At 70.0% G+C, this 13,452-nt stretch carries 12 protein-coding genes and 2 tRNA genes; 4 read left to right on the plus strand and 10 right to left on the minus strand.

Annotated elements, in window-relative coordinates:
* The first annotated feature begins 22 nt into the window (after window positions 1-22).
* Window positions 23-727 (plus strand): class E sortase, encoded by a 705-nt coding sequence (locus DDV73_RS13890; RefSeq protein WP_109507854.1) that lies wholly within the window; start codon window positions 23-25, stop codon window positions 725-727.
* A gap of 16 nt (window positions 728-743) precedes the next feature.
* Here the strand turns inward: DDV73_RS13890 and DDV73_RS13895 are convergent, their stop codons facing one another.
* The gene (locus tag DDV73_RS13895; protein ID WP_109507855.1) at window positions 744-1,742 is read right to left on the minus strand and encodes a LysR family transcriptional regulator; all 999 of its coding nucleotides are present in this window, start codon (window positions 1,740-1,742) and stop codon (window positions 744-746) included.
* Between the two features lie 175 nt (window positions 1,743-1,917).
* Window positions 1,918-3,258, minus strand: coding sequence for a carbohydrate-binding protein (locus DDV73_RS13900; protein ID WP_109507856.1), 1,341 nt, complete (start codon window positions 3,256-3,258; stop codon window positions 1,918-1,920).
* A gap of 199 nt (window positions 3,259-3,457) precedes the next feature.
* Here DDV73_RS13900 and DDV73_RS13905 point away from each other — a divergent pair, with 199 nt between their 5' ends.
* Together DDV73_RS13905 and DDV73_RS13910 are read left to right on the plus strand one after the other, a co-directional pair.
* A complete protein-coding gene (locus DDV73_RS13905; RefSeq protein ID WP_206050870.1) occupies window positions 3,458-3,793 on the plus strand; it encodes a hypothetical protein in 336 nt (111 codons plus the stop codon).
* Window positions 3,790-4,314, plus strand: coding sequence for a methyltransferase family protein (locus tag DDV73_RS13910; RefSeq protein WP_161962394.1), 525 nt, complete (start codon window positions 3,790-3,792; stop codon window positions 4,312-4,314). Before DDV73_RS13905 ends, DDV73_RS13910 begins: the two co-directional genes overlap by 4 nt.
* Here DDV73_RS13910 and DDV73_RS13915 read toward each other — a convergent pair.
* The 8 genes from DDV73_RS13915 to DDV73_RS13950 form a co-directional block, all read right to left on the minus strand.
* Window positions 4,314-4,385: transfer RNA gene (locus DDV73_RS13915), tRNA-Gly, on the minus strand. The genes DDV73_RS13910 and DDV73_RS13915 overlap by 1 nt on opposite strands.
* 1 nt (window position 4,386) lies before the next feature.
* A tRNA-Thr gene (locus DDV73_RS13920) sits at window positions 4,387-4,462 on the minus strand.
* 95 nt (window positions 4,463-4,557) lie between these two features.
* On the minus strand, window positions 4,558-6,120 hold the full coding sequence (locus DDV73_RS13925) for an alpha/beta hydrolase (protein WP_161962395.1): 1,563 nt from the start codon (window positions 6,118-6,120) through the stop codon (window positions 4,558-4,560).
* A 10-nt stretch (window positions 6,121-6,130) separates the two neighbouring features.
* Window positions 6,131-7,696: an alpha/beta hydrolase gene (locus tag DDV73_RS13930; protein ID WP_109507858.1), complete on the minus strand. Its 1,566-nt coding sequence runs from the start codon at window positions 7,694-7,696 to the stop codon at window positions 6,131-6,133.
* A 3-nt stretch (window positions 7,697-7,699) separates the two neighbouring features.
* On the minus strand, window positions 7,700-8,842 hold the full coding sequence (locus DDV73_RS13935) for a DNA polymerase III subunit delta' (protein WP_109507859.1): 1,143 nt from the start codon (window positions 8,840-8,842) through the stop codon (window positions 7,700-7,702).
* The gene (gene tmk, locus DDV73_RS13940) at window positions 8,839-10,905 is read right to left on the minus strand and encodes a dTMP kinase (protein ID WP_240617278.1); all 2,067 of its coding nucleotides are present in this window, start codon (window positions 10,903-10,905) and stop codon (window positions 8,839-8,841) included. The genes DDV73_RS13935 and tmk overlap by 4 nt, the downstream gene beginning before the upstream one ends.
* 69 nt (window positions 10,906-10,974) lie before the next feature.
* Window positions 10,975-11,433 carry an SRPBCC family protein gene (locus DDV73_RS13945; RefSeq protein WP_109507861.1) on the minus strand — a complete coding sequence of 153 codons (459 nt, stop codon included), beginning with the start codon at window positions 11,431-11,433 and terminating at the stop codon, window positions 10,975-10,977.
* Between the two features lie 64 nt (window positions 11,434-11,497).
* Complete coding sequence (locus DDV73_RS13950) at window positions 11,498-12,151, minus strand: winged helix-turn-helix transcriptional regulator (protein ID WP_206050871.1); 654 nt, start codon at window positions 12,149-12,151, stop codon at window positions 11,498-11,500.
* Window positions 12,152-12,231: 80 nt separating this feature from the next.
* On the opposite strand from DDV73_RS13950, the gene DDV73_RS13955 reads away from it, so the two are divergent.
* Window positions 12,232-13,449 (plus strand): MFS transporter, encoded by a 1,218-nt coding sequence (locus DDV73_RS13955; RefSeq protein ID WP_109507862.1) that lies wholly within the window; start codon window positions 12,232-12,234, stop codon window positions 13,447-13,449.
* Window positions 13,450-13,452 lie beyond the last annotated feature (3 nt).

The following is a 13,452-nucleotide window of genomic DNA, read 5'->3' on the forward strand; positions in this document are numbered from 1 at the left end:
ACGATGAGCGTGGACGAGGACCATGAACCCGACATCAGCCCGTGCCCGCACGGCCTCCGCCACACTCGCCGTACTCACCTTCGCCGCGTGCTCGTCACCGAGCGGCGAGAGCAGCGACGCGCCCGCGGCAACTCCCGGATCCAGTACGCCGACGGCGGCTCCGGCGACCCCTACGCCCGCCCCCACCCCCACCGAGGAGGCGCCGCTCGCGTCAGACGGCAGGCCGATGCGGGCCGACCTCTCCATCCCGAAGATCGGGCTCTTCGACCTCGCGGTGCTGCCCTACCGGGGGTGGACCGACGACGCCCCCGGCACCGAGATCCAGAACACCGGCCGCGCCGCCAGCCCGCACGGCCCGCGCGGCGGCACCGGCCCGGGCGGCGTCGGCAACTACCAGGTCACCGCTCACCGTCTCTCCTCGACGCGTGCCTTCCTCCGGCTGCCCGAGCTCGAGCGGGGTGACCGGGTACGCGTACGCACCAAGAACGCCACCTACGTCTACCGCATCACCGGCACCCGCCGGACGTCGTTCAGGTCGCCGAAGTCGCTGCGGGCCCAGCGTGCCGCCGTACCCGGGAATCCGGGGCAGGAACCCACCCGCGCCATGATCACGCTGTCGACCTGCGCCACCCTGGAAGACCACGCAGCCGGCAACTACTGGTACGACGAGTTCGACAACCCGGAACACCGCATCGACAAGATCGGCGTCCTCCTCGCCATCCGCTGAGGCGGGGCAGATTCGGTCAGCCGGAGCTGCGCGGATGAGCGTCGAGGGCGGGGTCGACGCCGTAGCCCTGATTGTTGAGCAGCCAGGTCGAGTACCGCGGGCTGCGGGCGATCACGTCGAAGTAGGCGAGGCCGGCGAGTTTGATGACCTGGTCGGCGACACCGACCGCCGGTCCTTCCGGGTGCCAGCCGATCAGGTGTCGCCAGCGAAGGGGCACGCCGGCGATCGGCAACGCCACCACGCTGTCCATGTGCCGGAACATGGGCTGACACAAGACCACCGCGTCGCCGGATTCGACCAGGTCCAGACAGCTCGCCATGTCCGTCTCCAACAAGGTTCGCGGTATGAAGCCAGCCTTGGCGCACGCAGAAGTGAAGCAGTCGGCGAAGCAGCCATCGCCTGGTGTCGCGGCCCACTGCTCATCTGCAAGGTCGCCGAGTTCGATCTCTGATCGATCGGCGAGGGGATGGCGTGTCGGTAACAGCACGAATACTGGATCGATGCCGAGTACACGCCAGGTGAGACCCGCCTGCGACGGCGGCGGCGCCTCATCGCAGACTCCGACCAGGGTGTAGTCGACACGGCCGGCCGCCACCAGGCTGGCCAGTTCGTCTGCGGACCAGGAGACGTGGGTCGCGACGTGCAGCGCTGGATAGGCAGCGGTCAGGTGATGCACCAACCGACCCAGAAGATGACCAGTGGCCGATCCGACCGTTAGCTGGGCCGGCAGCTCGCCCGGGCGCCCGTGGTCGCTGAGCCGGGCGGCCTCTTCGCGCAGCCCGGTGACCGCGGGGAGCAGCAGGCGGGCCCTGGCGATCATGAAGTCGCCCAGCGGTGTCGGCCGCGCCCCGGTGCGGTTCCGCTCGAAGACCGGCCCACCGAGCATCCGCTCGATGCGTCCGAGCTGGGCACTGAGAGCGGGCTGCGCGAGTCCGAGATTGGCGGCCGCCTTGGTGACGCTGCCGGCGTCGGCCACCGCACAGATCAGCCTCAGGTGGCGCACCTCCAGCTCCATGCCAAGCAACGTACTTGCCGGGTCGAGGTGCCAGGAAGGGGCGAGCGTGGGCAGGTGTTCACAGTTAGACGACCCTGCAAGGTCCTACTCAGGTGTGTCAGAGGCAGGTTTGGCAATGGCCGCCCGGAGTCCGGTCCCGCTCCGGGCGGCCATGCCGGTCATCGCGCGCTCGGCGTCAGAGCCGGCGCCACAACGCGGGAACGTTGGGCGGCTCCCAGCCAGCCTGGGCCGTATGGCCCTGCCAGCACTCGTACCGCAGACCTGCGTAGGTGACGATCGCGCCTGCTGCGTACGTCGTACCGGCCTGCCAGGTCGTTCCACCGCCCGGCGGCGGGGTCGGCGGAGGTGTCGTCGGCGGGGGCGTCGTACCGGTCACCGTCAGCGACAGGCCGTAGGCGCCGAGGATCTCGTTGAGCGGCTGGAAGTAGATGACACCGCCCGACGTGCAGTTGCCGGAGCCACCGGACGTCACACCTTGAGCCTGGTCACCGGTGATCCAGGAGCCGCCGGAGTCACCTGGTTCGGCGCAGGCGTTGGTGCGGGTCAGTCCGGTGATGGTGCCCTCCGGGTAGGTCACCGACGCGTTCTTCTGCTGGATGGTGCCGCAACGCCATCCCGTCGTGGAGCCGGATCGGCATACCGACGAGCCCACCGGGGCTTCGGACGACCCCGCGACCGGCACCGTTCCCGGGTAGCGGTTGACCAGTGCCCTGGGCGTGTTGCCCGCGGCAACGCGTACCCAGCCGTAGTCGTTGCCCGGGAAGCTCGATCCGGCCACAGTGCCGCTCGGCTGCGAGGTCGGCTGACCGGTCTGGCCGCAGTGGCCGGCGGTGACGAATCCACCGGTGACTGCGAACCCGACCGAGCAACGCATGCCGCTGCCGATGTAGTAGGCGTTGCCGCCGATCACGTCGATCAAGGGCCGTGGAGTCTCCTTGGAGGCAACGAAGTTCACGACCGACAGATCCAGTCCGCTCGCGGTGGCGAACCTCTTCGCCCGCTCGGTGGCGCCGGCACGGGTGAGGATCGTGACGGAGTTGTTGGCGAGGTCGACGTACCACCCGGGCACCCTTCTCGGCGCCCGCTTGCCGTTGCGGTCCAGCTTGGTCTTGAGCGCGTCGAGCTGGATGAGGCTGTGCTCCACGACCTTCGGTGAGGCGCCAGCGGCGCGGACCGCATCGGCCTTGCTCGCGTCCGTGACACCAACGGTCAGGGCCTCGCTGCCGCTGGCGAACCAGGCTCCGGCGAACGTCGTACCGAGACGGGTGCGCAGGGCCGCCTCGATGCGTGAGGCATCCTTCTCCCGGGCTAGCCTCGCCCGCGCCTGGTCGGGTGTGATCTTGAGATCCCGGGCGAGGGCGGCGAGCATGGCGTCCGACGGGTCGTCGGCTGCCTGCGTGATTGTCCGGTCACTCGCGGGCATGATCGTCGAGGCGACCGACGGAACCGACAGGGCGGCGGCCGCCAGTCCGGCCGCCGACAGCACAGCCGCGATGGCTGCTGATCGTCGTGACATTTCGTCCTCCTACATGGGCGGGGGTTGCTGCAGGACGAACGGAACGTAACTGCCAGAAATGGCGCCCGGGCACACCCCATTTGGGTCATACCGCGGCGTGATGCCATCGCGCTGCGTGGGTCGTTCGGCCCATTCCGGCGCCGGGAGAATGCGTCGTTCACCCGATGCTGCCGACGTGTCGGGCGCCTACCGTCGAGGCATGGAAGCGACGCTGCCGGTCCTCGCGGGAATGGTCTCCACGGCCGTGTTCGCCGGCAGCATGCTGCCGATGCTTCGCAAGGCCCTCCGCACGCGCGAACTGTCGTCGTACAGCCTCGGCAACATCGCGCTGGCCAACGTCGGCAACGCGGTCCATTCGATCTACGTCTTCAACCTGCCGCCCGGGCCGATCTGGTTCCTACACGCGTTCTACGTGGTCAGCTCTGCGCTGATGCTCTACTGGTACGTGCGCTACCGCCCCGTCCACCTCGTACGCCCCTGGACTGCGGCACGCGCGGTGCCGACGGCGGCAGCTGCTCGGGGGACGCAACCGTGAGCGTCCGGGAGCGCCTGCAGGCGGCAGCGGACAGCATCCCGCTGCCCGCCGAGACATTGGCTGGCGTCGTGATAGGGGTGCTGGCACAGCGGTTTCGGCCGCTGCCGCTCCCGGCGTGGACCCGTCCGGTCGGCTCGGTGCTCGCCGGTACCGGTCTCGCGGTGGTGGTGGCGGCCTGGCAGGAGCGCGGGCCAGGGTCGCTGGAGGATCCGGAAACGCTGGTCACGACGGGGCTGCACCGGGTTTCCCGCAACCCGATTTACCTCGGCTTCACGGCGGCCCATCTCGGCCTTGCAGGCGCGACCCGCAACGGCTGGATGCTGGCCACCTGCCCAGTGAGCGCTGCCCTAGTGCACCGGTGGGTGCTGCGCGAGGAAGATTGGCTACGCGACAGGTTCGGGAGCGAGTACGACGCCTACCGGGGTCGGGTCCCCCGCTACCTCGCACAACCAACGGGGTGGATCGCGGTCACTCCTGTGGCAGCGAACCGCGGCTACATCACGAAGACCCAGTCTCGTTGAGCGGACGGCAGGACTCGAACCTGCTCCTCCTGGCTGGAAGCCAGGCGCCCGACCAGTCGGACCGCATCCGCGTGGAGCCGCCTGTCGGAATCGAACCGACGACCTAATCATTACGAGTGATTCGCTCTACCGACTGAGCTAAGGCGGCGTGCTGCCCGGCGTACGCGTGGACGGCGGAGCCGGGCAACCCGCAGAAGTATACGGACAGCGCGCCGTGCCGAGAAACCGCCGTCAGTGGTCCCGTCAGCAGTCAAGCGTGCCGGTGGGGACGGTGCCATCGAGGAGGTAGGACTCGATGGCCTCGTCGACGCACTCGTTGCCGGAGTTGTACGCCGTGTGGCCGTCGCCGTCGCGCCGGATCAGCACCGCCGACTCGAGCTTGGAGGCCAGCGCCTCGGCCTCCTTCAAGGTCGTCGCGGGATCGCGCGTGGTGCCGGTGACCAGGATCGGGTCGATGCCGGTCGCATTGATCTGGTGGCGAGCGTGCAGCGAGCGGCCCTGGAAGCCGGAGCAGGTTGCCAAGCCATAGGCGGCCATCTTGCCGAAGATCGGTGACACCTTCTCGAAAGCCGGCACGCGAGCCGGGATCTTGTCGACCGTCAGCGACGATGGATCGTCGGCACAGGTGATCCCGACGAACGACTCCCAGGTGCCGTCGTAGTACCAGCTATCACCGTCTGGCCAGCGGCCTGTGAACGCATCGGCAAACGACAGCAGCGCGGTGCCATCACCGGCGAAGGCGTCCTCGAAGGCAGACGTGAGCGAACTCCAGTACGCACGGCTGTAGAGCTGGGAGACGACGGCGCGGAGCGCGTGGCCCTCGGTCAGGTCGCGATCGGGGTCGTCGGTGTTGAGCGATGCGGCGTCCAGGCCATCGAAGAACTTCGAGATCCGGGCCAGCCCGGCCTCTCGCGATCCGCCGAGCACGCAATCGCCGCCCTCGACGCAGTCAGCGACGTAGGCCTCGAGCGCGGTCTGGAATCCCTTCACCTGTGAAGGCACTGCGGCATCGTCGTTCAGCTCACCCAGACCGCCATCGAGCACCATTCGGCCAACGCGCTCCGGGAACAGGTCGGCGTAGGTGGCGCCGAGCTTGGTGCCGTACGAAGCGCCGAAGTAGTCCAACCGCTCGTGGCGCAGCGCTGCACGAAGGACGTCCATGTCCCGCGCCACCTCGACAGTGGTGACGTGGGCATAGTACGGCGCATCGTCGTCCGCCGAACAGCCCGCTCCGAACGCCTCGGTGGCCTCAGCGAACTCAGCCCGCTCGGCCGCGTCATCGGGCGTCGGATCCAGAGCAAGGTACTCGTCCATGGCGCTGTCGCTCAGACAGTCGAAGAAGCTTGACGAGCCCGTTCCCCTGGGATCGAAGCCAACTATGTCGAACCGTTCGAGGATCGGGTGAGCGAAGACCTCGCCGGCAACGTCCGCAAAGTCCATGCCGCTGTGGCCAGGCCCGCCCGGGTTGACAACCAGCGATCCCATCCGCCGGGCAGGGTCCGCAGGCACCCTCAGCACGCTGATCCGACCGCGATCGCCGCGGGGCTCAGCGTAGTCGAGCGGCACCTTCAACAGGGCACACTCGTGGTCGTCGTCGAACCAGTCGTCGTACCACTCGTCGCAGCTCCGCCAGAAGAGCTTCTGGGAGTAGTACACCTCCAGGCCCTTCGGTGCGCCGGCTAGCGGGTCGGTGAGAACCGGCCGGACGGGCGGCCCAGCGAACTCGTCGACGACGTGGTCGGCGGATGCCATCGCGAAGAGTCCTACAAGCTCGAGCAGGAGGACGGCGAGGTACAGCCGTCTCACGGCGAGCCCATCAGCAGTCCAGGGTGCCGGTGGGGACGGTGCCGTCGAGGAGGTAGGACTCGATGGCCTCGTCGACGCACTCATTGCCGGAGTTGTACGCCGTGTGGCCGTCGCCGTCGCGGCGGATCAGCACCGCCGACTCGAGCTGGGAGGCCAGCGCCTCGGCCCACTTCAGCGGGGTGGCGGGGTCGCGGGTGGTGCCGGTGACCAGGATCGGGTCGGCCCCCGCGGCGCGCACCTGGTGGCGGGCGTCGGGCGAGCGGTGCTCGAAGCCGCCGCAGAAGATCATTCCGTAGGCGAAGATCTCGCCGAAGGTGGGCGCGACCTTCTCGAAGGCCGGCACCTGCGCCGCCACCTTGTCGACCGGCAGCGACCACGGGTCGTCGAGGCAGCTGATCGCGAGGAACGCCTCGGAGCTGTTGTCGGTGTAGCCGCCCGGCCCACGCGAGGCGTAGGCGTCGGCGAAGGAGAGCAGCAGGGTGCCGTCGCCGTCGAACGCCGACGCGAGCGCGGGGGTCAGCAACTCCCAGTAGTCCTGGTTGTAGAGCGTGGCGGCGATGCCGTAGAAGGCGTAGCCGATGGTCAGGTCGCGCTCGTCGGGGTCGTCGGTGTCCACCGGCTCGGCGTCCACGTCGTCGAGGAACTTCGACAGCCGATCGAGTCCCTTCTCCCGCGACGAGCCGAGGAAGCAGTCGCCGCCGTCGACGCAGTGGTCGATGTAGGCGTTCAGCGCGGTCTCGAAGCCCTCGGCCTGCTGCAGCGACGCGTCCCGCGATGACAGCGCGGGGTCGACGGCGCCGTCGAGGACCAGCCGGCCGACCCGGTCGGGGAACAGGTCGGCGTACGTCGCACCCAGCTTGGTGCCGTACGACGCACCGAGGTAGTCGAGCCGCTCCTGGCCGAGCACTGCTCGGAGCACGTCCAGGTCGCGGGCGGCCTCCACCGTGGAGACATGCGCGTCGACGCCGGCGCTCAGCCGGGCGCAGCCGGCGCCGAACGCCGCGGCTTCCTGGGCGAACGCCTTCCGCTCGGCAGCGTCGTCCGGCGACGGGTCGATGGCGAAGTGCTCGTCCAGCGCATTGTGGCCGAGGCAGTCGACGGCCGCCGAGTCACCGGTGCCGCGCGGGTCGAAGCCGACGATGTCGTAGTGCTCGAGCAGCGGGTCGCGGAAGACCTGGCGGGCCTGGGCGGCGTACGTCGTACCCGGAGCGCCCGGTCCACCCGGGTTGACCACGAGCGAGCCGATCCGCCGGTCGTCTGGTGCCGGCACCCGGAGCAGCGCGATCTCGATCTGCTCGCCGCCAGGCTTGGCGTAGTCGAGCGGCACCTTGAGCTTGGCGCACTCGTGCTCGTCGCAGTCCTCCCACTGGAGGTCCTGCGAGTAGTACTCCTCGAGCCCCTTCGGCGCCCCCTCGCCCGAGTCGGCGGTCGGCCGCAGGTCCGGCCGGGGCCGGTCGCTCGACCTCACCCCGTCGTCGGTGCCGTTGTCGCCGTCGTCGATAAGGACGTACGCCGCGGTCGCGAGCGCTGCCAGCACCAGGGCAAGCACCAGCAGTCCGGCCACAATCTTCGTCAAAGCTCAGTTTCCTTCCGGGAGCCGCAAGGCCACCATCATCGACTCCAGCGCCAAGGCCGGCGGCACGTTGAACTCCAGCATCTGCTCCCGCGCGGTGAAGATCGCCTCGATCCGGCGCAGGTGCTCCTCCGGCGTGGAGAGCCGGACGAGGGTGTCCAGGTCGGTGCGCAGCTCCTCATTGACCAGCGCTCCCCGCGCGCCGGTGCCGACCGCGATCGCGTCACGGTAGACCGAGGCGATGTCCATCAGCCCGCGGTCCACGACGTCGAGCTGGCGGCGCTTGGCGCGGGTCTTCTGACCACGCTCCAGAGCCGCGAGGGCAGGAGCGTACTCACGCGGGCGACGGCCGCGCTCGACCACGCCGTACGCCGCGTCCAGGTCGGCCTTCTCCCGCGCGTCCAGCTCGGTGGTGATCGCCTCGGCCTCGTCCTTGGCCACGTCGACCAGGCTGGTGGCGGCGGCCATGCAGGCGCCAAGCGAGCGCAGCCGGGCCGGGATCGCGACCACCTCGCGGCGCCGGTTGCGGGTGGCCTCGTCGCGGGCCAGCGCCTTGGCCCGGCCGATGTGGCCCTGGCTCGCGCGGGCGGCGTACGACGCGACCGCCTCGTGGACCTCCTCGGTGCGGACCAGGAACGCCGCGACGTCGGCCGTCGCCGGAGTGCTCAGCGTGACCAGCCGGCAGCGGGAGCGGATCGTCTGCAGCACGTCCTCGACCGTCGGCGCACACAGCATCCAGACCGTCCGCGGCGTGGGCTCCTCGATCGCCTTCAGCAGCGCGTTGCAGGCCTGGTCGGTGAGCCGGTCGGCGTCCTCGACGATCATGATCTGCCAGCGCTGCCCGGCCGGCGCCAGCGACGAGGAGCGCACCAGCGCCCGCACCTCGTCGACACCGATCGACAGCTTCTCGGTGCGCACGACCGAGACGTCGGCGTGCGAGCCGGCGAGCACCGTCGTACACGAGTGGCACTCGCCGCAGCCGCCGCGCTCACACTGCAGGGCTGCCGCGAAGGCGATCGCCGCGTTGGAGCGGCCCGAGCCGGGCGGGCCGGTGAACAGCCAGGCGTGGGTCATGCCGTGACCGGCCACCGCATTCTTCAGCGTCTCGATCATCGGCCGCTGGCCGACGAGAGAGTCCCAAACCGTCATGCCTTGACCTCCGCCTGCTTGGCCTGGTCGAGCAGCGGCGCCAGCCGGCGGCGTACCTCCTCGGCGATCTCCGCGACCGGTCGCCGGCCGTCGATCACCAGGTAGTGCTCGGGGGCCGACGAGGCCATCCGCAGGAACGCCTCCCGCACCCGGCCGTGGAAGTCCGCGGACTCCTGCTCGATCCGGTCGCGGCCTTCGAAGCGGGACATGCCGTCGGCCGGAGGAAGGTCGAGTACGACGGTCAGGTGCGGCCGCAGGTCGCGGGTCGCCCACCGGGCCATCCGCTCCAGCTCGTTGTCGGGCAGCGCGCGGCCGGCGCCCTGGTAGGCCAGCAGGGAGTCGACGTAGCGGTCGGAGATGACCACCTCACCGCGGTTGAGCGCGGGCGCGACGACGGTGTCGATGTGCTCGGCCTTGTCGGCGGCGTACAGCAGCGCCTCGGTGCGGTCGGACAGGTCGCCGGTCTCCGGGGAGAGCACGATCCGGCGGACTTCCTTGCCGACCTCGGTGTCGCCGGGCTCGAAGGTCAGCAGCACCGAGTAGCCCTCGGCCTCCAGCCACTCGCGCAGCATGCGCGCTTGGGTGGACTTGCCGGCCCCCTCGCCGCCCTCGAAGCACACGAAGACACCGGTGGCGGAGTAGACGCCCCCACCCTTGAACACGTTGCGCAGATCCTGGCTCAGCGGAATCCCCTTCCGGTCGTCCATGTGACGGTACGAGGTGACACCGACAATGGTCATCAGCACCCCCGCCAGCAGGAACGTCGCGGCGGCGCCGCCGTACACAACGGACGTGTCATCGGAGAGCTCGTACTCGTGCCTGCCGATCAAGCCTGCCACCAGCGGCGCCAGCGCCAGCACCGTCGACATCACCAGTCTGCTCATCGAGCCGACGAACGCGAAGGTCCGCGACCGCATGTCCTCCGGAATCTCCAAACCGAGCAGGGTGTTGCCGGTGATCCAGCAGACGCCCGCGCAGAAGCCGAGCAGCATCGCGAACAGGCTCACGAACTCCAGCTTCTGTAGCAGCGCCAGCGGCAGCATGAGTACGCCGTCCGCGACCAGCGCCAGCCCGAACAGCCGCCGCCGGGACAGCCCGCGCAGCAGCCTCGGCCCGCCCCACATGCCGACCCCGAGGCCGAGCGTGACCGCGGTGAACAGCAGGCCGTAGCCGGTATCGCCGCCGCCGATGTCGGAGACGAAGACCCGGGCCAGCCCGATCACCACGCCACCGGCGGCGAACGCGCCGAGGATGCCCATGACCAGGCCGCGGGCGAGCGGGTTGGTGGCGATGTAGGCCCAGCCGCCGACGACCGTGCCCCAGACGCCGGCCCGCTTGGCGTACTCGGACGGCCCGCGCGGGATCGTGGTCAGGGTGCCGAGGAAGGCCCCGGAGACGGCGTACCCGGCGGCGGTGAGGAACAGCGCGAGGTAGAGCGGGTTGAGCGGCTGGCCGTCGAAGACCAAGTTGGTGGCGCTGGCGAGGTAGGTGAGCGCGGTGAAGATCAGCGCGCCGGGCAGGGCGCTGCCGTACGTCGTCGCCAGGTTGACCTGGTTGGCGGCCTGGAGCCGGTGCGGCGGCACCAGCTGCGGGATGGTCGCGTCCTTCGCCGGCCCCCAGATCACGCTCACGCACTCGATGAGCAGGGTCGCCGCGAAGATCCAGTAGAGGTTGTCGACCAGCGGCATGCTCGCGTAGAGCGCGGCGCGGGCGTAGTCGCCGGCCACGAGCACGGCCTTGCGGTCGAAGCGCTCCGCGATCCAGCCGGCTAGCGGTCCGAGGATCAGCGCGGGCACCACGCGTAGGAAGAGCACGCCGGCGATCGCGAAGTTCTGCAGCTTGTAGTCGTCGGTGCCGTGGCCGAGCACCGCGCCGAGGTCCTCGGCGCTCTTGTTGGCCAGCGCGGTGATCGCGAGCAGGCCGACCCACTCGCCGAGACTGGCCAGGCCGAGCCCGATCCACATCGTCCGGTAGTCGCGGATCTTGAGCACCGCAGAGATGGAGTGAGGGGGTGCGTGAGTGAGGTCGGCGTCGGTCGCGGGAGTCCGCTCGGCCGGGATCACGGCCGACACCATAAGGGACGGTGTCGTCAGGCAGGTGAACGCAGAGATTTACTGGTCGTGCAGGTGGTCTCAGCGCTCGGCGTACGACGTCAGCCGGGTGGCCAGCTGGCCGATCACGGAACCCAGGGCCTTCTCGAAGATCCGGCCGGTGCCGGGGACCCGCTCGGTGAACTCGCCGCGCCAGCTGATCTCGGTACGGCCGTCGGCGGTCGGCGCGAACCGGACCTCGGCGTGGTAGCCGGAGATCGGCGCCAGGCCGAGCAGCTTGTAGGCGTGCCGGTAGCCGCCAACTGCGTCCTGCTCGTACGCCGTCGTCTCCTCCTTGACGCCGAGCGGGCCGACGCCGAGCTTGCGGACCGCACCGACGCCGGCGTCCTCGAGTGCGCCGCGGCGCGCCCATGAGGAGGACGGGATCAGCGGTCCCGCCCACTCCGACCATCGGCTGCCGTCGGCGACCAGCCCGAACAGCGTGGACGCGGGGGCGGAGCTGGTGCGGTTCACCTCGAAGGCGAAGGACTTTCCGGCCATGCTTCCTCCTGCTGATCGGGAGCTACCGGTTGCAGACTAGTGCGGTTCGGCGCGGCCGCAGTCGCTAGGGCGGCACCTGGAACAGGGCCATGAACTGCTGCAGCAGCCGCCAGTCGCCGTCGACCTCGAGCCGGCCGGCGCGCTCGGCGGCCCGCAGGGTCTGGAGCCCGAAGGCGACCGACTCGAGGGTGTCCGGGTCGGTGGTGACGGCGACGTCGTGCTGGTCGGCCGCGCCGCGGGCGATCGCGAGCGCGCCGTCCGCGACCTGGACCCGGAAGGTCGCCGTCTCGAAGCGGACCTCGACCGTCACCGCGAGGTCGCCGGCGGTCTCCGGGTCGAAGGCGTTCCTGAGCGCCAGCATCGCGGCGTCACAGCCGAGCGGTACGTCGTGGGCGAAGGCGGGCGAGCCGGCACCCCACCGCTGCAGGCCCAGGAGCACCGGCTCCAGCTCGGCACCCCACTCGGTCAGCTCGTAGACCATCGCCGAGGCCGGGGCCGGCAGCTTGCGGCGACGGACCACGCCGGACTCCTCCAGCTCCCGCAGCCGCTGGCTGAGCACGTTCGGGCTGCCCTGGGGCAGGCCGACACGGAGATCGGTGAAGCGCTTCGGCCCGAACAGCAGGTCACGCACGATCAGCAGCGCCCATCGCTCCCCGACGACGTCGAGGGCGTGGGCCGACGTACAGCCGTCTCCGTAGGTGCGCATCGAGCCTGTCACGGCACCCATCCTAGCGGATTCAGTCCTAAATTTGAAATATTTGATTGACTTTCAGGATGCTCTAGTCCTAATTTAGGAGTATGAAGTTCGACAAGGTGACCACGAGGCTGCTCCCGCTCTTCGCCGCGTTCTTCCTGGGCGGGGTGGCGTTGTGGGTGCCGATCGAGAAGCTGTTCCTGGTCGAGATCGGCTTCACCCCGCAGACCGTGGGCGTGATGGCGGCGGCGTACGCCGCGCTGGTGCCGCTGCTCGAGGTGCCGTCCGGGATCCTGGCCGACCGGTGGAGCCGCCGTGGCGTGCTGATGATCGGCAACCTCGGCGCCTTCGCCAGCGTGCTGCTGGGCGGGCTCAGCACCAACGTCGGGACCTACATCGCCGCGGCGATGCTGCTCGGCGTCTACTTCGCGATGCAGTCCGGCACCTTCGATGCGATCGTCTACGACACCGTGCTCGAGGAGACCGGCAGCAGTGACCGCTTCGAGTCGGTGATCGGCCGGGTTCGGCTGGCCGAGAGCGCGGCCCTGGTGCTCGGCGCCCTCGCCGGCGGTGCGCTGGCCGCGGCGACCGAGCCGCGGGTCACCTACTTCGCGACGCTGCCGTTCCTGGTCGCCTCCACGCTCTGCCTGCTCGCCTTCCGCGAGCCGGTGCTGCACCAGCAGGGCGAGTCCCGGTCGCTGCGGGAGCACGTCTCGGTGACCGCCCGCACCCTGCGCCGCAACCCGCGGCTGCTGCCGGTCGCGGCGCTCCTGATCCTCGCCGGGCTGGTGACGACCACGCTGTTCGAGTTTGGGCCGCTCTGGCTGGTCGACGGCGATGCCGGCGCCGCGGCGTACGGCCCGATGTGGGCGGCATTGATGGCGGCACTCGGACTGGGCGGGATACTGGCCGGCCGGTTCAGGTTCGACACATCCGCGGCGCAGGCCGCGACCGCTGTGGTGCTGCTGGGCGCCGGCGCGGTACTCGTCCTCGTCGAGTCGCTGCTGCTGGTCACGGTCGCGCAGGTGCTGCTGGTGGCGCTCACGGTGACCCTGGCGATCTTCTTCACCAGGCTGCTCCACGACGGCGTCGCCTCCGACGTCCGGTCCGGGGTGGCCTCCGGAGTCGGCGCCGCGACCTGGCTGGTGTTCCTGCCGTTCGCGCTGCTGTTCGGCTGGGTCAGCGAGCGCTGGGGCGTGCACGCGGCGGGCTCGCTGCTGCTGCTGGCCGGCGCCGCCGCCGTACCGCTGCTGCTGGTCGTGACCCGGCGCGGCACACCGACCGCACCGGAGGTCGTCGTGCGTGAGCCGATCGCGGCCTAGGAG

The organism is Nocardioides speluncae (assembly GCF_003121585.1).
Classification (GTDB): domain Bacteria; phylum Actinomycetota; class Actinomycetes; order Propionibacteriales; family Nocardioidaceae; genus Nocardioides; species Nocardioides speluncae.

Coding starts and splice junctions, on each gene's coding strand:
- DDV73_RS13945 (WP_109507861.1), bottom strand. CDS start 11,433: ATGGCCGGAAAGTCCTTCGCCTTCGAGGTGAACCGCACCAGCTCCGCC.
- DDV73_RS13895 (WP_109507855.1), bottom strand. CDS start 1,742: ATGGAGCTGGAGGTGCGCCACCTGAGGCTGATCTGTGCGGTGGCCGAC.
- DDV73_RS13890 (WP_109507854.1), top strand. CDS start 23: ATGAACCCGACATCAGCCCGTGCCCGCACGGCCTCCGCCACACTCGCC.
- DDV73_RS13935 (WP_109507859.1), bottom strand. CDS start 8,842: ATGACGGTTTGGGACTCTCTCGTCGGCCAGCGGCCGATGATCGAGACG.
- DDV73_RS13900 (WP_109507856.1), bottom strand. CDS start 3,258: ATGTCACGACGATCAGCAGCCATCGCGGCTGTGCTGTCGGCGGCCGGA.
- DDV73_RS13905 (WP_206050870.1), top strand. CDS start 3,458: ATGGAAGCGACGCTGCCGGTCCTCGCGGGAATGGTCTCCACGGCCGTG.
- DDV73_RS13955 (WP_109507862.1), top strand. CDS start 12,232: ATGAAGTTCGACAAGGTGACCACGAGGCTGCTCCCGCTCTTCGCCGCG.